The sequence below is a fragment of the Cryobacterium ruanii genome, from assembly GCF_004404055.1.
GTDB classification, from domain to species: domain Bacteria; phylum Actinomycetota; class Actinomycetes; order Actinomycetales; family Microbacteriaceae; genus Cryobacterium; species Cryobacterium ruanii.
Window position 1 is genome coordinate 1 of sequence record NZ_SOHK01000005.1, and the last position, 20,221, is coordinate 20,221.

Annotated in this window: 19 protein-coding genes; 7 read left to right on the forward strand and 12 right to left on the reverse strand. The window is 67.3% G+C overall.

The features are described 5' to 3' along the window. Positions 1-948: amidase (locus tag E3T47_RS01525; RefSeq protein WP_134553900.1), on the forward strand; the 948-nt coding region annotated here is incomplete at its 5' end. Here E3T47_RS01525 and E3T47_RS01530 read toward each other — a convergent pair. Next, positions 945-3,047 carry an MMPL family transporter gene (locus tag E3T47_RS01530; protein WP_134553901.1) on the reverse strand — a complete coding sequence of 701 codons (2,103 nt, stop codon included), beginning with the start codon at positions 3,045-3,047 and terminating at the stop codon, positions 945-947. The two genes, E3T47_RS01525 and E3T47_RS01530, sit on opposite strands and share 4 nt — an antisense overlap. 98 nt (positions 3,048-3,145) lie before the next feature. Here E3T47_RS01530 and E3T47_RS01535 point away from each other — a divergent pair, with 98 nt between their 5' ends. Then, complete coding sequence (locus E3T47_RS01535) at positions 3,146-3,652, forward strand: Fur family transcriptional regulator (protein WP_241981876.1); 507 nt, start codon at positions 3,146-3,148, stop codon at positions 3,650-3,652. A gap of 47 nt (positions 3,653-3,699) precedes the next feature. Then, positions 3,700-5,190: a catalase gene (locus tag E3T47_RS01540; RefSeq protein ID WP_134553903.1), complete on the forward strand. Its 1,491-nt coding sequence runs from the start codon at positions 3,700-3,702 to the stop codon at positions 5,188-5,190. 165 nt (positions 5,191-5,355) lie between these two features. On the opposite strand, the gene E3T47_RS01545 is transcribed toward E3T47_RS01540, so the two are convergent. From E3T47_RS01545 to E3T47_RS01565, 5 genes are all read right to left on the reverse strand, one after another. After that, positions 5,356-5,715, reverse strand: a complete 360-nt coding sequence (locus E3T47_RS01545; protein WP_134553904.1) for a Fe-S oxidoreductase — start codon at positions 5,713-5,715, stop codon at positions 5,356-5,358. A 3-nt stretch (positions 5,716-5,718) separates the two neighbouring features. Continuing rightward, the gene (locus tag E3T47_RS01550; protein WP_134553905.1) at positions 5,719-7,188 is read right to left on the reverse strand and encodes a dihydrolipoyl dehydrogenase family protein; all 1,470 of its coding nucleotides are present in this window, start codon (positions 7,186-7,188) and stop codon (positions 5,719-5,721) included. Between the two features lie 641 nt (positions 7,189-7,829). Next, entirely contained in the window at positions 7,830-8,618 is a 789-nt protein-coding gene (locus tag E3T47_RS01555; protein WP_134553906.1) for a crotonase/enoyl-CoA hydratase family protein, read from the reverse strand. Between the two features lie 168 nt (positions 8,619-8,786). Next, positions 8,787-9,620 (reverse strand): arginase family protein, encoded by an 834-nt coding sequence (locus E3T47_RS01560; protein ID WP_134553907.1) that lies wholly within the window; start codon positions 9,618-9,620, stop codon positions 8,787-8,789. A gap of 146 nt (positions 9,621-9,766) precedes the next feature. Next, entirely contained in the window at positions 9,767-10,498 is a 732-nt protein-coding gene (locus tag E3T47_RS01565; protein WP_134553908.1) for a PspA/IM30 family protein, read from the reverse strand. Between the two features lie 220 nt (positions 10,499-10,718). Between E3T47_RS01565 and E3T47_RS01570 the strand changes: the two genes are divergently transcribed. The 3 genes from E3T47_RS01570 to E3T47_RS01580 all read left to right on the forward strand — a co-directional run bounded on the left by E3T47_RS01570 (position 10,719) and on the right by E3T47_RS01580 (position 13,711). Further along, a complete protein-coding gene (locus E3T47_RS01570) occupies positions 10,719-11,486 on the forward strand; it encodes a gamma-glutamyl-gamma-aminobutyrate hydrolase family protein (protein WP_134553909.1) in 768 nt (255 codons plus the stop codon). Between the two features lie 720 nt (positions 11,487-12,206). Then, the gene (locus E3T47_RS01575) at positions 12,207-12,446 is read left to right on the forward strand and encodes a hypothetical protein (protein WP_241981846.1); all 240 of its coding nucleotides are present in this window, start codon (positions 12,207-12,209) and stop codon (positions 12,444-12,446) included. Next, positions 12,443-13,711: an allantoate amidohydrolase gene (locus E3T47_RS01580; protein WP_134553910.1), complete on the forward strand. Its 1,269-nt coding sequence runs from the start codon at positions 12,443-12,445 to the stop codon at positions 13,709-13,711. Before E3T47_RS01575 ends, E3T47_RS01580 begins: the two co-directional genes overlap by 4 nt. Before the next feature lie 121 nt (positions 13,712-13,832). On the opposite strand, the gene E3T47_RS01585 is transcribed toward E3T47_RS01580, so the two are convergent. Together E3T47_RS01585 and E3T47_RS01590 are read right to left on the reverse strand one after the other, a co-directional pair. Next, positions 13,833-14,036, reverse strand: coding sequence for a hypothetical protein (locus E3T47_RS01585; protein WP_134553911.1), 204 nt, complete (start codon positions 14,034-14,036; stop codon positions 13,833-13,835). Positions 14,037-14,205: 169 nt separating this feature from the next. After that, positions 14,206-16,062 (reverse strand): gamma-glutamyltransferase family protein, encoded by a 1,857-nt coding sequence (locus E3T47_RS01590; protein WP_134553912.1) that lies wholly within the window; start codon positions 16,060-16,062, stop codon positions 14,206-14,208. 129 nt (positions 16,063-16,191) lie between these two features. Between E3T47_RS01590 and E3T47_RS01595 the strand changes: the two genes are divergently transcribed. Then, complete coding sequence (locus E3T47_RS01595) at positions 16,192-16,698, forward strand: DUF2231 domain-containing protein (protein ID WP_241981847.1); 507 nt, start codon at positions 16,192-16,194, stop codon at positions 16,696-16,698. 47 nt (positions 16,699-16,745) lie between these two features. On the opposite strand, the gene E3T47_RS01600 is transcribed toward E3T47_RS01595, so the two are convergent. The 4 genes from E3T47_RS01600 to ptsP form a co-directional block, all read right to left on the reverse strand. Then, positions 16,746-17,690 carry an FHA domain-containing protein gene (locus E3T47_RS01600; RefSeq protein WP_241981848.1) on the reverse strand — a complete coding sequence of 315 codons (945 nt, stop codon included), beginning with the start codon at positions 17,688-17,690 and terminating at the stop codon, positions 16,746-16,748. 1 nt (position 17,691) lies between these two features. Next, complete coding sequence (locus E3T47_RS01605; protein WP_134554214.1) at positions 17,692-17,943, reverse strand: hypothetical protein; 252 nt, start codon at positions 17,941-17,943, stop codon at positions 17,692-17,694. A gap of 191 nt (positions 17,944-18,134) precedes the next feature. Then, positions 18,135-18,413, reverse strand: coding sequence for an HPr family phosphocarrier protein (locus E3T47_RS01610; RefSeq protein WP_134553913.1), 279 nt, complete (start codon positions 18,411-18,413; stop codon positions 18,135-18,137). A gap of 42 nt (positions 18,414-18,455) precedes the next feature. Next, positions 18,456-20,198 (reverse strand): phosphoenolpyruvate--protein phosphotransferase, encoded by a 1,743-nt coding sequence (gene ptsP, locus E3T47_RS01615; protein WP_134553914.1) that lies wholly within the window; start codon positions 20,196-20,198, stop codon positions 18,456-18,458. Positions 20,199-20,221: the final 23 nt, after the last annotated feature.

Sequence of the window (20,221 nt, forward strand, 5' to 3'; positions counted from 1 at the left end):
GCCCGGCTCCTGCCGTTCGCGCCGGGCTCTGACGGCGGGGGGTCCATCCGCATTCCCGCGGCCGCCTGCGGGCTCGTCGGGCTCAAGCCCAGCCGCGGGCGCGTGCCGGCCGCCTCCGGCATCGACAAGCTCGGCGGCCTCGCCGTCGGCGGGCCGCTCGCCCGCACGGTAGCGGATGCCGCCCTCCTGCTCGACGCAATGATCGCGCCGCGAGACGGTCACCCCGACCACCACTACGCCCTGCGCGCCCCCGGCGATGAGACACCGCTACTCGCGGCGGCGGTGCGCGGCGAGGGCCGGTTCCAGCTCGGAGTGATGACGACCTCGGCCTGGGACGACGACTACGACATCGCGATCGCCCCCGAAGCTCAGGCCGCCCTCGACCTGGCCGTCGCCGGATTCGCCGCCCTGCACCACGGGCTCGAAGAGACTGCTCTCCTGCCCGATGCGAGCTACGTGCCGGCCTTCCGCGCGATTTGGCAGGCCGGAGCTGCGACCATCCCAGCCGACACCGACGACGAGATCGCTTTGCTCGAGCCGCTGACCCAGTGGCTGCTCGCCCGCGGCCGAGCGCTCAGTGCCAGGGACCTGGCCGAGGCGCTCGCCGCGTTGACCGCGTTCGAGCGGTCGTTCATTCGTCAGCTCTCGAAATTCGATGCCGTGCTGACCCCTGCCATGGCTCTCACCCCGCGCCCGGTCGGCTGGTACGACGCGCACGACGCCGAAGCGAACTTCGCGCAGCAGGTGCAGTACACGCCATTCACGTCGATGATCAACGTGAGCGGGCTGCCGGCCATCGTGCTGCCGGTGCACCAGACAGAGAACGGCCTGCCGATGGGCGTGCAGCTCATCGGCCGGCCGGGCGGTGAGGCCACCCTGCTCGCGCTCGGTGCGCAACTGGAGCGGAGCATCCGCTGGCAGGATCGGGTGCCGCCCGAGCCGGCCTAGACCCGTTCGGCCGTTGTTGGCACGGTCTCCGACACGATCGGAAACTCTCGGGTAGTGACCGGCTTTGACGGCCACCAGAACCGGTCGTCGACCAGAAAAACCAGGGCTGGCACGAGCACGGTGCGAACGACGAGGGTGTCGAGCAGCACCCCGATGCAGACGATCACGCCGATCTGGGTGAGTGCCACGACGGGCAGCACCCCGAGCACGGCGAATACGGCCGCGATCAGGATTCCGGCGCTCGTGATCACCGCACCGGTTGACGACAGGGCCCGCACCATGCCTTCCCGGGTACCGTAGCGCCGCGCCTCTTCGCGGGCCCGGGTGGTCAGGAAGATGTTGTAGTCCACGCCGAGGGCCACGAGGAATAGAAAAGCGAACAGCACGACGTTGGTGTCGAAGGCCTTGAAGCCGAGCAGGTTCTGAAAGATCAGGTTCGAGGCGCCAAGGCTGGCGAAAAAGGTGCCGAGCACGGTGGCAATGAGCAGCACCGGCGCAACGAGCGAGCGCAGCAGCAGCGCGAGAATCAGAAAGACGACGCCCAAAATGAGCGGCAGAATGAGGGCCTGGTCGCGCTCGGCGCTGGACTTGGTGTCGAGGGCCGTGGCATCAATGCCACCGACGATCGACTGTGAAACCGCGCCAGAGGTATCCGCTAAATCGGTGCGCAATTCGGCGATCGTCGCAAAGGTGTCGTCGCTGCCCGGTTCGCTGTCGAGCGTGACGTCGATGCGGGTGAGCCCGCCGGCGTTCTCCCCAGCAACCGCCGAGGACACCCCGGTGGTCTGGAGGGCGACGGCCACGGCGTCAGCGGATGCCGCATCCGGCGCCAGCACGACCGTCTGGCTGGTCAGCCCCGCCGAGAACGACGCATCCACGATCCCCTGCGCCACGACCGACTCCGGTTTGCCGAGCAGCTGGTCGGCCTGGGACAGCCCGACCGCGGCGCCGTTCAGCCCGAAGGCGAGCGAGCCGATCGCCAGAACGGACACGATCGTGACGATTGCCGGGTGCCGCGACACGCCGCGACCGAGCCGGGTCCAGAAGCCGGTGCGCACCGGCGCTGACTCGGCCGCTGCCCGCGGAATGAACGGCCAGAACAGGCCGCGCCCGCACACCACGAGAGCGGCTGGCAGCACGAGCAGGGCGAACCCGATGGCGATGAGCACGCCGATGGCGCAGGCGATGCCGAGCGCCCGGTTGCCGGCCAGTTCGGCGAAGACCAGGGTGGCGAGACTCAGCGCGACCGTGCCGCCGCTCGCCGCGATGGCGGGACCGGCGCTCGTCACGGCGGTACGCATCGCGACATTGCGATTCTCGGTGTGCAGCAGCTCTTCACGGTAACGGGCCACAAGCAGCAGCGCATAGTTGGTGCCGGCACCGAACACGAGCACTGACAGTATGCCCGAAATGGACGCGTCGAGGACGAAACCGAGCGGTTCGGCCAGCGCGCCGGCCACCTTGCCGGCGAGGCCGTCGGCGAGCCCGACCACGGCGAGCGGCACGATCCAGAGCACGGGACTGCGGTAGGTCACGATGAGCAGCACCGCGACCACGACCACGGTCACGAGCAGCAGTCGAAAGTCGGCCCCGGCAAAGGCGTTGGTGATGTCGGCCTGAAAACCTACCGGCCCGGTGACGTAGGCGGTCAGCCCGCCCGGCAGCCCGGCCGACGCCGTCGAACGGATGTCGGTGGCCGTTTTCTCGATATCAGTCGTCGCCCCGAGGGCTTCCAGCGGCATCACACTCAGTGCCGCCCGCCCGTCGTCGCTGAACTGGGGTGTTGCAGCTCGAGGGGCGATCGACGCGGCGCCGAGGTTCTCGGCCGCGGCGGTGATCGCAGTGCGGTCAGCCATGGTCAGGTCGTCCCCGTCCCGGCTCCAGACCACGATCGCGGCGGTCTGGTCGGCGGAGGGAAACTTTGATAGCAGTTCGGTGACCTGGGCGGCCTGGCTGGTCTCGGGCAGCCCGGCGGCCGGAAAATCCTCGGATTCATTGGCTGGCAGCAGGGCGAACAACAGGCCGACGGCGATGACGGTGCCGAGTAGTACCGCCCACGCGGTGCGTTTGCCGGTGATGAGGCGGATGATCGCGAGCACAGTTCCTCCAGATCCTTAATATTCGCTATCCTAACCAGCTAAACCGGCGAGAATTGTCTTGAATTACTCAAAACAAATGCTAGGGTCGAAGCATGACGATGACCGATTCGAGCAACGACCACGCGGGCCTCCGCCAAGCCGAGGCCGAGTCATTCGAAGGCAGCATTCGCTCGGCCGGTCTCAAGGTGACCGCGCCCCGTCTAGCCGTTCTGCGAGCCCTCACCGATATGCCGCACTCCAACGCCGACGCCCTGTTCGGCGCGGTGCGCGCAGGCCTGCCAGGCACGTCGCTGCAGGCCGTCTACGGTGTGCTCGGCTCATTCACGACGGCCGGGCTCGTGCGCAGGATCGAACCGGCCGGCTCGCCCGCGCTGTTCGAACGCCGGGTCGGCGACAACCACCATCACATCGTGTGTACCCGCTGCAACGTCGTGCACGATGTGGACTGCGCCGTCGGCCACGCCCCTTGCCTCACCCCATCGGATGCGCTCGGTTTCGACGTGCGCGCCGCCGAGGTTATCTACTGGGGTCTCTGCGCACAGTGCCAGCTCGACACCGCCAGCCAGCTCGACACCGCCAGCCAGCTCGACACCGCCACACCCTAAACTTTCTCCGTCAACCTCGCGTTGCTGATCCACCCTCAAGGAGCACCATGACTATCAAGCCCACTACCGACCAGACGGGAACGCCCGTCGCCAGCGACGCGCACTCCCTCACCGCCGGCGCCGACGGCGTCACCGCATTGCACGACCGCTACCTGGTCGAGAAGCTCGCCCAGTTCAACCGCGAGCGCATTCCGGAGCGCATCGTGCACGCCAAGGGCGGCGGAGCGCACGGCGAGTTCGTCGTCACCGGCGATGTCTCAAAGTACACCCGCGCGGCCGTGTTCCAGCCGGGCACCGTTACCCCCACCCTGCAGCGTTTCTCCAGCGTCGCCGGCGAGCAGGGCAGCCCCGACACCTGGCGTGACGTGCGCGGCTTCTCAGTGAAGTTCTACACGACCGAGGGCAACTACGACATCGTCGGCAACAACACCCCGGTGTTCTTCATCCGTGATGGCATTAAGTTTCCCGACTTCATCCACTCGCAGAAGCGTCTGCCGGGCACCGGCCTGCGTGACGCGACCATGCAGTGGGACTTCTGGACCCTCTCCCCGGAGTCGGCCCACCAGGTCACCTACCTCATGGGCGACCGCGGCCTGCCGCGCTCTTGGCGTGAAATGCCCGGTTTCGGCTCGCACACCTACCAGTGGATCAACGCTGCTGGCGAGCGTTTCTGGGTGAAGTATCACTTCGAATCCAATCAGGGAAACGTCGAGATGGAAGGGGCTGAGGCCGAGCTCATCGCCGGAGCTGACGCCGACTACTACCGTCGCGACCTCTCCGACGCCATTGCCGCCGGCAACTTTCCGTCCTGGAACGTCTCCGTGCAGGTCATGCCCTACGAGCAGGGCAACACCTACCGGTTCAACCCGTTCGACGTGACCAAGGTCTGGCCGCACGCCGACTTCCCGCTCATCCCGGTCGGCACGCACACCCTCAACCGCAACCCCGAGAACTTCTTCGCCGAGATCGAGCAGTCGGCGTTCTCGCCGGCCAACTTGGTGCCCGGCATTGCGGCGAGCCCCGACAAGATGCTTATGGCGCGCATCTTCTCCTACCCCGACGCACAGCGCTACCGCGTGGGTACCAACTTCGCCCAGCTGCCGGTCAACGCGCCGCTGAGCCCGGTGAACAACTACTCGCAGGATGGCGCGCAGCGTCACCACTACAACGCGCCGAGCGAACCGAACTACGCGCCGAACTCCCTCGGCGGCCCCGTTGCCGACCCCGCAGCCGCGGGCGAGGGCTCGTGGGAGAACGACGGTTCGCTGCTGCGTGCCGCCGCGACCCTGCGCAGTGAAGACGACGACTTCGGCCAGGCCGGAACGCTGTACCGCGAGGTCTATGACGACGCGCAGAAGGCGCGTTTCCTGGACACCATCACCGGTGCCATCAGCGGAGTGACCCGGCCCGAGGTCACCGAGCGTGCCATCGGCTACTGGACCAGCGTGGACGCCGACCTCGGCGCCAAGCTGCGCGCGAACCTCGCCGTCTTCGCCGAGGCTGCAGCGCTCGACGCGGAGTACGTCGCCGCGCAGTAGCACGTCCCGCTAAAGTACCACCGCCCGGCCTGTTATCAGGCCGGGCGGTCGTGCATACAGGGGGGCCATGCCGAACTGCGGAGCAGCTCGACCACGGATGTGTATTTTCAACCGACCGGTGCGCTGGCACCATATCTACCGCTGTTCTGCACGCATCCGCTGGGGCTAGCGAATATAGCCGCCTTTTTTCAAGCCGGCCTCGATCTCATAGCGGTTTTTGAGCGGGTTGCGCCCGGCGAGCGCGTAGAGGAGCGGAAAGATCATGCCGTAGCGCTGCCACTGGCGTTTGTGCACGGCCTCGTGCTCGAGCACGTTGGCGCCGACGTTCTGGCTGGTGAGGTAGCAGCCGCCCACGCAGGAGCCGCCGCGCCCGAACGTGAACGAGGGCATGCCGCGAAAGACATACAGACCGGCTCTCTTCTCGACGCGTCCGGTGCTCCAGACCGACCCCCAGACCAGCCCGAACGCTGTCGCATAGAGATAGCCGGCCCGGCTGATCGGTGAATCAAAAAGGATGCGACGCATCCGCTATTTTTCCTCATCCGTGTCGCTGTCGGTGAACCCGGGGCGCCCGTATGCTTCGAGCAGTCGCAGCCACACTTCGCTGAGCGTCGGGTAGCTCGGCACCGCGTGCCAGAGCCGGTGGATCGGCACCTCGCCCACGATGGCGACGGTGGCCGAGTGCAGCAGTTCGGCCACGTCCTGCCCGACGAAGGTGACGCCGAGCAGCACCTCCCGGTCGAGGTCGACGATCGCCCGCGCCTTGCCCACGTAGCCGACGGCGAGCACCGACGCACCGCCCAGGTTGGCGAGGTCGTAATCGAGAATGCGGATGCGAAACCCCGCCTTCACCGCGTGCGCTGCGTTCAGCCCCACCGAGGCGACCTCCGGGTCGGTGAAGGCCACCTGCGGAACAGCAGCGTGGTCGGCGGTCGCGACGTGGGCGCCCCACGGGGCGTCATCGACCTGCACGCCGGCCGCGCGGGTCACGATCGCGTCGCCTGCTGCCCGTGCCTGGTACTTGCCCTGGTGGGTGAGGAGAGCCCGGTGATTGACGTCTCCGGTGGCGTAGAGCCAATCGCCGGCCAGTGCGGGGGAGTCGCCCTGCACGAGGAGGGTGTCGTCGACGGCGAGCCAGTCACCACCGTCGAGACCGACCACGTCGAGCCCGAGGTCATGCGTGCGCGGGGTGCGACCGATGGCCACGAGCACCTGGTCGGCCGCGACGGTGCTGCCGTCATCGAGGGTGAGGGTGACCGTGCCGTTATCGCGGCGCGCTTTCGTGGTGGACGGGCCGACGAGCACGGTCACCCCGTTTTCCTCGAGAGCTGCGGTCACGAGTTCTCCGGCGAAGGGTTCCTGCCCGCCGAGCAGGGGGCTGCGGGCGATGACGGTTACCGCAGACCCGAGCGAGGCGTAGGCGGTGGCCATTTCGGCGGCGACGACTCCGCCGCCGATCACCGCGAGGCGCTGCGGGATCTGCTGGGCACTCGTGGCGTCACGGCTGGTCCAGGGGTCGACCTCTTTCAGGCCGTCGACGTCGGGGAGCAGCGCCGCCGACCCGGTGCTGACGACGACGGCATGGGCGGCGGTGAGCACGGTCACGGTGCCGTCGGCGGCGGTCACGGTGACCTCTCTGGTGCCGGTGAGGCGGGCATGGCCGCGCACCAGGCCAATTCCGGCCGAGTCGAGCCATTTAGCCTGACCATCGTCTTTCCAGTGGCTGACGATGGAGTCGCGCTGTTTGAGCGCGGCGCGCACGTCGACGGTTCCGGTGACGGCCTCGGCGGCGCCCGGTACCCGCCGCGCCGCGGCGAGGGCTCCGCCGCTGCGCAGCAGGGCCTTCGACGGCATGCAGGCCCAGTACGAACATTCGCCGCCGACGAGGTCACTTTCGACGACGACGGTGCGCAGTCCGCCCTGCGCGGTGCGGTCGGCGACGTTCTCCCCGACAGCGCCGCCGCCGATCACGATGACGTCGTAGTTCTGACTCGACATTGAATCTCCTTGCCTCGCTGTGGTGGCGCGTTTGGAGCATCTTAGCCGGGGTCGCTGCTGTGTGGCAGAGCGGATTGCAGTGGGTCGCACCGGGAACGGGTCGTCCACTCCTCCCTTAGACATTCGGGTGTTTCGGGGTTCGGCGCAAAAGGCGTGCGCAGAACCCCGAAACACGCGAAAACTCGCAACCCGCTGACGATCAAGACCACGCGGGCCGGTCGCGCCCAGATGACCAGGGAGGTCAATGCGCTGCGTCATGTTCGGGCCGAAGAACTGACTATTCGGCTGGAACGCGCGGAACAGATCGAACTCGACGGGACGGTTTCGGGAAGCACCACGATTCGACGTCCGGGTGAATCCCGGTGGCCTGACCCTCAGATTTCCCCGAACTCATGACCACTCCGGCATCCCGCAGTCGTTGGGCACCGGGGCGGATCGATTTGGAGGGGCGCCGAAGATCCAGCGCATACGAATTGACGGTTTCGAGTTCGGCGTGCAGTATTCACCGTTCCCCTGCACCCCGCTCTCGCAGCACGGCACAACCCCTACTCGGTCGATTTGCCAGGATTTTGGCGGGATGAGCACGCCGAAACACCGATTGTGGGTCGGGTCGAAGGGCGCGGACCCGTTCGACGAAGAAGTCAGCGGCCCACGAAGACGGCGGGGGTTCGAGTGAGGAAGGACTGCATGCCGATGCGGCAGTCCTCGGTTTGCACCAGGCGGGCGAGGGCCGGCTGCAGCTCCTTTTCAGCGAATGCTGCCCCATCGCGCTGCGCCAGCCGCGCGTTGGCGAGTGTGGCCACGATGGCGAGGGGGGCCTGGGCCGCGATCCTCTCGGCGAGCTCAAGCGCGCGGTCGAATTGGGCGCCGTCAGGCACGATCTCCTGCACGAGGCCCAGGCGGTGCGCTTCGATGGCATCGAACAGGTCGCCGGTCAGGAGCCAGCGCATGGCGTTGCCCCAGCCGGCCGCACGCGGAAACCGGATCGTCGCCCCGCCGAACGGCAGAATGCCGCGGGAAACCTCGATCTGCCCGAACCGGGTCGATTCGGCGGCGACGACGATATCGCTCGCAAGCATCAGTTCGATGCCGAGGGTGAGGCAGGTGCCCTGCACGGCGATGACGACCGGTTTGCTCAGGGATACCCCATCCACTTGCCACGGGTTGATGCCGCCCTCCGGCACCATCTCGAGCCCGTTCGGGCCGAGCCGCGGACCGATGTCGGCGAGGTCGAGTCCGGCGGTGAAGTGGTCCCCGACCGCGTACACCAGGCCGACGCGCAGCTCGGGATCCCGGTCGAGCTCACCGTAAGCGAGCGCGAGCTGCTGCAGCAGCGAGAAATCGGCGGCATTGCGTTTCTCGGGCCGGTTGAACCCGATCAGCAGAATGTGTCCGCGGCGCTCGGTGAGAATGCGGGGCTGGTCGGTCATGGGGCCTCCATTGGCTGTGGTGACGGTGTGTGGAACGGTAAGCGGATGCCGCGGGGCTGGCTCAGAACTAATCATCGGCTGCGACGGGATGGCTGCGACCGCGGCTGGGTTCGTGGCGCATCCAGCCGTCAGGCCGAATGAGCGCCGCGGTGTACCCCGGGCGCCCCGTTAGCGGGTGAGCGCCCCGATGATGCGCAGGATGCTCGGCAGGTCGTCGGTCGCTGCCTCGGGCGAAGCGGGTGCGAACCCGGTGATGGTCGCGCCGGCCACGGTGAATTCGGCGCGCAGCGCGGTGATCGCGCCGCCGAGATCGGCCACGCTCAGTCCGAACGGTATCAGGTCGCTGAGGCCCTCCAGCGCCGCGGGGTCGAGCACGTCGAGGTCGATGTGCACGAACACATGACGCGCACCGGTCGCAGCAATGGCCGCGACGAGGGAGGTCGGGTCGGCCAGCTCGGAACACGACACCCTCATCAGTTTGCGGTCGTGCAACAGCACGTCCTCGGCATCGTCGACGTCGCGAATGCCGGCGAGAACGACGTTCTGCAGTGGCACGCTGCTTGCGGCGGCCAGCTCGAATTCAGCGGGCCCCTCGCCGCTGATCGCGCGGAGCACCATGCCGCAGAATCCGCCCGACGGGGAGGATTCAGGGGTGTGCAGGTCGGGGTGGGCGTCGAACCAGACGACGGCCAAATCGCCGGGATGCGTGCGTGCCGCGTGTTCGACCGCAGCGAGGGCAATGCCGCAGTCGCCGCCGATCGAGAGCGCCCAGTCGGTGGTGTCTTTTAATACCCTCGCGTGGCGCTCGCGCACCACCTGAATCGCCGAGAAGCGGTGCACCCCGGTATCGAGCGCGTCACCGGCCTCGACCGGCACGTCGACCAGGCGGGTGGCCGAGAAGGGCAGATCGCCCTGGATGGCCGCCGCCCCGTCGACGAGGCGCATCGCGCGCGGAGAAATAGAACCCTGCCACTGCGGCACTACAACGAAGGTGGGAGCCATACCTCAGTATGGCGCAGCGGCCCGGCAGGTCGGCATCCGCTTCGCCATCAGCGAATTTCCCGCGAAGCGGATACTGGGTCCCCTCACCCAATCAATTTGGTAGGCGTCATGGGTTCACAACCCTCATAGTTGTCAATCCAGTTCGACTACCCCTCGATGGCGGCGGTGTTGCTGGCTTTCAGGGCCGCGAGGCGGGCATCCACTTCGGTGAGTTCGCCGAGGTCATCGAGGCTTTCGAACTGGGCGTCGAGGCTTGACGCGGCGAGCTCCTGCGCGCCGCGCACCCGGGCTTCCTCGCGACGGATCTTGTCTTCGAAGCGGTTGACCTCGCTGGTCGGGTCCATCATGTCGATGCTCTTGACGGCGTCCATCACCTGCGCCTGCGCCTGCGCGGTCTTCGAGCGCGCGACGAGCTCGGCGCGCTTGTTGGTGAGCTGCACCAGCTTCTCTTTCATGGCGTTCAGGCCGTTCTTGAGCTGGTTGACCACAGCGGTCTGCGCCTGTATCTGCGGTTCGGCGGTCTTGGCCTCCTTCTCGGAGGTGAGCTGCCGGCCGAGTGCGACCTTGGCGAGGTTGTCGAACTTGTCGGCGTCAGCGGCGTTGCCGACCATTCGCAGTTCGTCTGCCTTGCGGCTCGCGGCGAGGGCCTTGTCGCCCCACTCCACGGCGGCTTCCTGGTCTTCGCGATAGTCGTCTTCGAGCAGGCGCAGGTTGCCGATGGTCTCGGCGATCGCGCTCTCGGCGTCGGAGATGCTGCTCGAGAAGTCCCGCACCATCTGGTCGAGCATTTTCGCGGGATCTTCCGCCGAGTCGAGGATTGCGTTGATGTTCGCTTTCGCGAGCTGGGAAATACGGCCGAAGATGGACTGCTTGGTCATTCGGATGTCCCTTCCATGAGAGTCGACCTGGCCCAGAAAATTCGCCAGGAAAGTGCGTGCATGCTCAAAGCTTAGGGTGACCGGCAGTCCCGAGTCTGGGAACCTCATAAAATCCGCGACAAGGGGACATTGCCCAGTGTTACAGGGCGGTTCGCGTGCTACACCCGCGCCGCGCACAATTGAAACAGCGCAGCAGGATCGATACCGACGGGAGCCCGGCATGAACGAAGAATTCACGAACCGCATGCTCGCCGTCGTCGAGGTCACCACGGCGCGTCCCGACCGTCCCGCCTATCACGCCAAGGTGCAGGTGCTCAATTCTCGCGTGGTCGCCGACGCCGAAACGGCCGGCTGGGTCGTCACGCGGGTCGCCGCTGCCGACGTCACGGCCGACGAATTATTGCGCATCACAGCGGATGCCGACGCCGTCGTCATCGTCGGCGGCGAAGACGTCACACCCCACTTCTACGGCGGCAGCTCAGGCTACGAGGGCGAAACGGCGCACTTTGCCACCGCCGACGAGGGCCAGATCGCCCTCGTGCAGCGAGCCTTCGCGCTCGGCACCCCGCTGCTGGGTATCTGTCGTGGCCTGCAGATCATCAATGTCGCCCTGGGCGGCACCCTCGTGCAGCACATCGACGACGGCATCCACAAGAACATCGACGTGCCGATCGACCAGATCCTCTCCACCCATGACGTCACGCTCGCTGCCGACAGCACCCTCGCGTCGAGCCTGGGTCGGGTCGACATCACGGTGCAGAGTGCCCACCACCAGATCGTCGATCGCCTCGGTGTCGGGCTCGTGCCCGCCGCCCACGCCCCCGACGGCTTGATCGAAGCCCTCGAACACGTGACCGCGCCGATCACGGGGGTGCAGTGGCACCCCGAAGCGCCCGATTCCCCCGCCGATCAGCTCGCCCTGCTCCTAGCCGGCCTGGCTGACCAGCACGCCATCCGCGCGCTCGCCGAGTCCCTCGCCGCCGCCTGACCTTCAACGCCCCTCTCGCTACCCGTCCTTTGAACAGGTCCCGGAACGCGGGTCCATGATGGAAACTGGTCCCCGGTTCATAGGGTGGGCCCGGTCGCGCAAGTGTCCCGGCCAGAACAGAAGCGGCAAGAACGGGTGACCCGTTCCCGCCGCGAATCCCGATCCGCGAATCCCGATCCTTAGAGCCGAAAAAGCCCCGGCACTTCTCGCCTGGGGGGAGGTGAGAAATATGCCGGGGCCAATCGTTGGAGTGGGGGAACTCCGTGATTAAACGTACGGGGGATGGCCTGAGAAGAGGCTGGCAAAAACCATCTGAGCCCACCCCGCTGAGCGACCAGGCTCTCCCGGTCGGTCGGTTTGTTATGAATCCGTTGCAACCTGCAACTTGCAGGCCAAGGTCGGTGCCGAGGTCGAAGACTTTCTCGTGCACCGGGACAAAGCCGACGTCGACGGGCTCGATCAGGCACGCGACGCGGGGACCCGTGCGGTCCGCGGGAGTCTCGTGAGGCCTCCGCCGTACTTCCGCAGACCCGGCTGCACGCCGTCGAAGCCCTGCGCGCTGACCGGGCTGCTCGAGGCGTTCGGCATCGAGCATCCGGTCGGGGCGTATCTCGCCTTGGCCAAGGAAGACGAGTTTCTGACCTGGCACAGCACGGTCACCGACCGGGAGTTCAACTCCTGCCGCATCGCCTGTTACCTCGAAGAGACAGGATTAACTATGTGGCTCGGTACCTGCCAGGTCTCGACCCCACGCCGTACGCTGAGTTCACCTGCCTGTTCACGAACACGCCGACGGAGGACTTCATCATCGACCGCGTTGACAACATCACCCTGGTCCCGCCGTGCTCCGGGCACGGCGCCAAGTTCGCGCTGGTGATCGGCCAGCTCGCCGCGGACCTCGCCGCCGACCTCGCAACCGGCGTCGGGTCGGAGCCGCCCCAGTCTCGGATCAAGCCGTGACGGTTCCCGCTCCGGCCACAACGCCCCGCTGTGCCGTACCCGCCGACACCGTCGCCGGGCTGCTGGCCGAGATCAGCCGGATCGGTGCCGATGCGCACCGCGGCGGCTACTCCCGGCCGGTGTTCTCGATCGCCGAATTCGATCTTCGCGCCTGGTTTCGCGCCCACGCGGCCAAACGCGGGCTCGACGTCACGACCGACCGCAATGGGGTCATTTGGGCCTGGTGGCACACGCCAAACGGTGACGCCGCGAATGCCGTCGTCACCGGCAGTCACCTCGACTCGGTCCCCGGCGGCGGAGCCTTCGACGGCCCGCTGGGAGTCGCCTCCGCGCTCGTCGCCCTGGATATTCTGCAGGCCGGCGGCTTGCGCCCAAAACGCCCGCTCGCCATCGCGGTGTTCCCAGAGGAGGAAGGGTCGCGGTTCGGTGTGGCCTGTCTCGGCACCCGGGTGCTCACCGGCGCGATCGACGTGAACCTGGCCCGCGGACTGCGCGACCAGAACGGTGACACTTTCGCCGAGGTGGCTGCGAAAAGCGGCTTCGACCCGGCCTTTCTCGGACCCGACCCGGAGGCGCTCGCCCGCATCGGCACCTTCATCGAACTGCACGTCGAGCAGGGTCGTGAGCTCATCGATCGCCACCAGCCGGTCGGCATCGGCTCGTCGGTCCTCGGCCATGGTCGCTGGCGGTTGAGTGTCACCGGCCAGGGCAACCATGCCGGCACCACCCTCATGACCGACCGGCACGACCCGATGATCGCGGCGGCGGGAATCGTTGTGGCCATCCGCGACACGGCCCGCGCCCAGCCGGGTGCCCGTGCTACCGTCGGCCGGCTCGAACCCGTGCCGGGAGGCACGAATGTGATTGCCTCGCGGGTCGACCTGTGGCTCGACGCGCGGCATCCCGATGACGCGGTGACGGCATCCGTTGTAGCGACGATTCTCGGGCAGGCACGCCTGATCGCGGCGTCCGAGGGCTGCACGGTGCAGCTCACCGAAGAGTCGGTCAGCCGCACGGTCAGCTTCGACCCGGCGCTGCGCGATCACTTGAGCCTGCTACTGCCGGATGCCCCGGTGCAAGACACCGGAGCCGGTCACGACGCGGGAATCCTCACCCAGTTCGTGCCGACCGCGATGCTGTTCGTGCGCAATCCCACCGGGGTGTCGCACTCCCCCGAGGAACACGTGGAGGACGACGACGCCGAGGCCGGGGCTCGCGCTCTCGCCCTGGTCCTGGCCGACCTGCTGGTGCCCGCCCCTGCCTGACTTCACGCGAAAGCGGGTAAACGGCTACTTCAGCGGGGCTGAAGCAATCGTTTACCCGCTCTCGACGAGTAGACAGCTGGCATCGATCGCTCGGGTTGATCGATGACATCGTGCGGTGGGGTCAGGCGGCCTTGTGTTTAACAGCGACACCGGCCGGGCTCGTGGAGTGGGCCCACGCGAGCAGATCGGCCTGCGCACGCCGCCGGCTCGCGGCAGTCTGCTTGGGGGGTACCGGAACGGTCATTCGGGAGCCGGGGCAATCCTCGGTGGAGCTGGCCAGGGAGTGATAGGTCGCGAAGCGGGTATCCGACGTGATCCACACCATTTGCTGGCATTCTGGGCACTCTGTCTGCAACATTTTCACGATTGTCCGTTCCATCGCCGACTCGGGTAATCGGTTCGATAGCTCCAATGTAGTGGGGATAGACAGGTTGATGTCCTCCCCCTTCGTGGGGACAGCAGAAAAGCCGAAACGGTGGTATTTTGCTGCGGGGTTAGCGACCCGCGGCGTACCCCTGGGCCCCGCGCGGATTGGCCGCCGCCTGCAGCAGCCCGGACTGCGGGTCGCGGGTGACCGCCGAGATGCGACCGAGCGCCCAGTCGCCGGCCCGGTTGATTCGGTGGCCGCGCCGTTCGAGTTCGGCGATGACCGCCTCGCCCAGTCGGTCTTCCACGACGGCGCCGCCGGGTTCCCAGGTGCGCGGCCAGAACGAGCCCGCAAACGAGGTGCTGTGAAAGGCCGGCGCATCGATTGCCTGCTGCGGGGTGTACCCGCCGACGATCGTTCGCAGCAGGTAGAGCAGCTGCCATTGGTCCTGCTGGTCGCCGCCGGGGGAGCCGAGCGCCGTCACCGCTTGCCCGTCCTTCAATACCAGCGTCGGGGTGAGGGTCGTGCGCGGGCGCTTGCCGCCGGTCAGGGCGGAGGGTGCGCCAGGCTCGAGCCAGGTCATCTGCAGGCGCGAACCGAGGCAGAACCCAAGCTCGGCAATGGTCGGCGATGACTGCAGCCAGCCGCCCGACGGCGTCGCCGAGACCATGTTGCCCCACCGGTCGACGACGTCGATGTGGCAGGTGTCGCCGCGCAGCTCACCGGTCGACAAGGTTTCAGGCTCCGCGTCGGCGCGAGCGGGCAGCATGACCGTCGGTTCACCGACAGCAGCGGATGCTGCCGCGCCTTGCGCGGACAGCGCCTGCGTCGTGTAGTCGGTGCGCAGCACCGGGTAATACGGGGCACGCCCGGGCACGACGCCCGGACGATATTCGTGTGAGGCCTGCTCGGTGATGAGCGCCCGCCGGATGGCCGCGTAGTCGGCCGACAATAGGTAATCCAGTGGAACGTCGGCGTCTCCGTAGTAGGCATCGCGGTCGGCAAAACTCAGCTTCTGGGCCTCGAGAATGGTGTGCGCGCCGAGCGCGGTCGACGGGTCGAGGTGTTCGTCGCTGAAACCCTCCAAAATCATCAGGGTCTGCAGCAGCGCCGGTCCCTGGCCCCAGGCGCCGGTTTTGGCGATGGCGTGGCCGCGAAAGACGACGGTCGTGGCCTCCTCGATGCTCGCTTCGAAACCGGCGAGATCGGCCAGCGTCATAACGCTGGCATGGTCGGTGCCGGAGGAATGCCGGTGCGCCGTGAGCCCGAAGTCGACGATGGCGCGGGCCACGAACCCCTCCCGCCATTCCCTTCGGACCGCGTCGATGCGCCCCTCACGGGTGGTGACGGCCGAGTCCGCGCTCGCGGCGAGCAGTCGGTCGAGGCTCCTGGCCCAGGCTGAATTGGTCACGAGGTCGCCCGCCTCGGGAAGGTGGCCGTTCGGCATCCACTGAGCCGCCGAGGTCGGCCAGTGCTCGGTAAACAACGCCGCGACCGAGCCGATCGTGGCGACGACCCGGCCCAGAACCGGATGCCCGTCGCGCGCGTACCCCAGGGCGAAGGCGAGCACCGCGGCAAGCTCCCAAGTGCCGTGATCGCGCAGCAGTACCAGCCAGGCGTCGACCGCGCCCGGTACGGCCGCGGCGAGCACGCCCGACCCGGGCACCAGGTCGAGGCCCTCTGACCGGTAGTGCTCGATGGTGGCAGCCTGCGGGGCCGGACCCTGCCCCATCAAGACGCGCGGGGCATCCGGTTCGGTCGCCGTAACGAAGACGCCGGTCATGTCGCCACCTGGCCCATTCAGGTGCGGTTCCACCACGTGCAGCACGAAGGCGCCGGCGACCGCTGCGTCGAAGGCGTTGCCGCCGCGCTCGAGTACGGCCTGGGCGCAGGCCGTTGCGAGCCAGTGCGTCGAGGCGGTCATGCCGAAGGTTCCCTGCAGGGTCGGACGGGTGGTGAAGGCGTTCGGAGCGGTATAAGTCACTCGTCCACCCTTGCACGCGACCGGCAGAAAGGTGTGGGTTGGTCGGGTCGAATCGTGCAATGATCAGGCCAAGCGACCCGCCCGCCCAGCGGGGGGCCCAAAAGCACAGCTTTGAACCGGAGACGCATCGTGAACATTGATTGGGAATTCAACGGACTGCCGTTGCACGTGCTGATCGTGCACGCGGTCGTGATTGTGGTGCCGCTCGCCGCACTGTGTACGCTGCTGACCGCATTCTGGCCGGCCGCTCGGCGGCGACTGGGTATCGTGACGCCGCTCGTAGCCCTCGCCGCGGTGGTGCTGGTGCCGCTCGCGGTGCAGGCGGGGGAGTGGCTCCAATCAAGGCTCGTCAACGTGACCCCGCTGCTCGGCGCGCACACGTCCCTCGGCACGACTCTGCTGCCGTGGGTGATCGGCCTATTCCTCCTGGCCGTGCTGCAATGGGTGTGGTACCGCTACGTTGTCGCTGAGGGCGCCCGTTTCTCCTCCGCGGTGCCGAGCCGATCAGCCCGCCTCGCGGTTCGGATCGTTCTCAATGCGATCGCTGTCGTGAGCGCGATCGGAGCGGTGGTGACGGTGGCCCTGATCGGCGAGTCGGGTTCGCGAGCGGTCTGGACCGACCTCTTCACCTCGTGAGGGTGTCGCACGGCGGGTGCGGCACCCTCACGAGATAACAACCCGGGTCAGGTGCGCGGCCTTGGCGGCTGCGGCTTCTGCACGGACAGTTCGCCGCCCACGCGTCCGCCGAACGGACGGCCGTGGTCGGCGAATTCCTCCCGAAAATAGCCCATGCGCCATGGGCCCATCTCGAGCCGCGAACCGGTGCGCAGAATCTGGCCGTTGCCGATGCTGCGGCCGTCTTCGGCAGGGCGGGAGCTGCCCGCAACCTCACCGATTGCGAACAGACGATACTCGTCGTTGTTGTCGTGGCGAATTTCGGCGTGCAGCGGCTTCAAACCGGCCAACTGCAGGTCGGCCTCGGGCGACGACCCAATCGTGGTCGTGCCCGGCAACAGGTTGAATTCCCGGGGCATCTGCCCGTTCCAGTTCTGCGACCCCACGACGAAAATGAGGCGCGGACGCCCGCTTCCCGGCGTGTAATGCGTGGTCGTGACTTTTCGGCGGTTGCGCCGGTCGAAGGTCGGTGCAATCGGGAACACGGTTGACGGCGGCAGCGGAATGACCACCGGCATGCGTGCCTGCCCGCGCAGGCGAGCCTGCACGAGCGGGCCCAGCGCGTTTCGCGACCCGAGAACAATGTGCGGCGACCGCGTCACAAGCCGTTGCGTGACGGATGCCTGCACGTCGCCCAGGCGGGCGATCAGGCCGACCGGCCCGGTGATCGACACGGTCAGTTTTCGAGCCGCAAGCTCGGCGGCCAGCGCACGCAGCGGTTCCAGGTTGAGGGCACGGCCCTGCACGAACATTTCCGGGTTACTCGTGAAGATGGTGATCTCCGTGCCCTCCGCGGTCACCGTACCCTGCATGGTGTCCCGTGCCCCGAAGGTGTCGCCGGTGGAGCCGTCAGAGGAACCGTCCGGCCGGACCGACGGTTCCTCCAACGAGAACGCCAGATCGATGTGTAGGCGAACCGGCGAGGTTGTCGTCACGCTCGCCGAAGGGCTCACTTCAACCCCTGAAGGGATCAGAGCCGAGGGACTTCTCGTCGCTCGTGGTGACCCGTAGGGTTCCGTTGAGCTTCCACACGGCGCGCGGTGCGTCTGGGCCGATGTCGCGCGGAACTTCGACGACCATGTCGATGAAGCTGTAGTTGATGGCCGCGCCCTTGCCGGTCAGGTAGGACCACATTTCCTGGCCGAGATCGGCCCAGTCCTTGATGGTGTGCTCTTCTTCGGTGGCGCCAGCTTCGACGTTTCCCAGGTAAGTCTGTCGTTCGGTCACAGTAGATTCCTCACTCGTCGCACGCAGGGGTGTTCGCGGGGTGTTCAGGACGATTCTCCCGATCGGATCGTCATCTGAGTGGATGCCGGCCGATTTACCTAGCTTAGGTACCCAGTTGCGAGCGGTAAAGGTTTTTACGTAACTGGCCCGACTGACTATTCGGCGTCGAGCTATTCGGCGTCGAGGTCGGTCTCGAGAATCTTGACGAGCGAGTCGAGAGCTTCATCGGCACCCTCGCCTTCGGCGCGCAGCACGACGGTGTCGCCGTTGGAAGCGCCGAGGCTCATGATCGAGAGGATGCTCGAGGCGTCCATGGCATCGTCGGCCGGTTCGCCGGCCATCGCAATGGTGACTTCGAGGGGCAGCTCGCCCACGGCGGCGACGAAGATTCCCGCTGGGCGGGCGTGCAGGCCGACGCGGCTGGCAATGACGGCGGTACGTTCGGGCATGGGGTCCTCCAGGGTAGACAGAGTGGGAAGTGAGTGTGGTGGTTACAAACCCAGCGTGCTGAGTATGGGCAGTTTCTCGCGAACGATGCGACGGGCATCCGTTGCTGAGTGCGCCGTCAGGGCCAGCGCAGCGAGCTGCTGCGCCTCGGCGAGCGTCACGCTGGCGAGCACCGCGGCGACGGGGGAGAGGGCCCGCGCAGTCATCGACAGCGTCGACACGCCCAGTCCGACCAGAACGACCGCGAGGGCGGGATCGGCCGCGGCCTCGCCGCAAACACCGACCGGCTTGTCGTGGCCCTCGTCACGCGACCCGGCCACGGTCAACCGAATCAACTGCAGCACGGCGGGCTGCCACGGAGTGTTGAGGGCCGCGAGTGGGCCGAGCTGGCGGTCGGCCGCCATAGCGTACTGGGTGAGATCGTTGGTGCCGAGACTCACGAAGTGCACGTGCCCAAGAATGCTCGCCGCGGTCAGCGCGGCCGAGGGAACCTCGACCATGACACCGGGCGTCTGCAGCCCGGCGGCCTGGCAGAGGCCAGCGAAGTGCTCGGCCTCCTCGGCGGTGGAGATCATCGGGGCCATCACCCAGACCTCGGCTTCGGTTCCCTCAGCCGCCAGCGCGATGGCTGCAAGCTGACGCTCGAGCACCCCAGGAGACGTTAAATCGGTGCGGTAACCGCGCACACCGAGCGCCGGGTTCGGCTCGGAGGCATCGGTCAGAAACGGCAACGGCTTGTCGGCGCCGGCGTCGAGGGTGCGCACGACGACCTTCTTGCCGGGGAAAGCGTCGAACACGCCGCGGTAGGCCTCGACCTGTTCGGCGATGGTCGGCTCGGTGTCGCGTTCCAGAAAACAGAACTCGGTTCGCAGCAAGCCGACGCCCTGCGCGCCGGCCGCGGCGGCCTTGACCGCATCCGTGGTGCCGCCGACATTGGAGAGCAGCGGAACGAGGTGGCCGTCTTTCAGTCGTCCGGTGCCATCGAACACGGCAAGCGCGGCCGTAGTGGTCTCCCAGGCCTTGGCGAGGGCGACCTCGTCGGCGCCGGGGTCGACCAGAACGGTGCCGACGGCCCCATCGACGAAGACAACGGTGCCGTCGGTGAGGCTGTCGACACCCACGGCGGCGACCACGGCCGGCAGCCCGAGGGCCCGGGCGATGATAGCCGTGTGCGATTGCGGTCCACCGCTCGAGGTGACCAGCGCGAGCACCTTCGCCGGGTCGAGGGTGGCGGTGTCGGCCGGCGCAAGGTCCTCGCCGACCAGAATGAACGGGGTGTCCGAATACGGAATTCCAGGGGCCGGAACGCCGCGCAGCTCGGCGACGATGCGCCCGCGCACATCAAGAACGTCGGTTGCTCGCTCGGCCATATAGCCGCCGAGGTTGTGCAGCATCTCGGCGACCGAGGCGGCGGCGTCCCAGATTGCTCGTTCCGCAGAGGCGCCGGTGGTGATGAGCTTGACGGCCGCTTTGATCAGCATCGGGTCGTTCGCCATCAGAGCCGTGGCCTCGAGTACCTCCCGGCCGGCGCCGGAGGCGCCGACCGAGCGAGTGGTGAGGTTGATCTGCACGGCTTTCGCAGCGGCACGCAAGGCAGTGGATGCTTCCTCCGGCGACGTTCCCTCGGCCAGACGCTCGCCCATGGCGGGTTCGCGCACGGCCTGGGGCATCAACAAAATGGGGCCGATGATGCGTCCGGGGCTGACTCCGACTCCAGCGAAGGTGCGGCCGGTTTCGGACTTGTCTGTACTGGCCTTGCCTGGGAGCGTCTGCACGATCGTCCTCATTCCTTTGATCCCCAGCGGGCGGC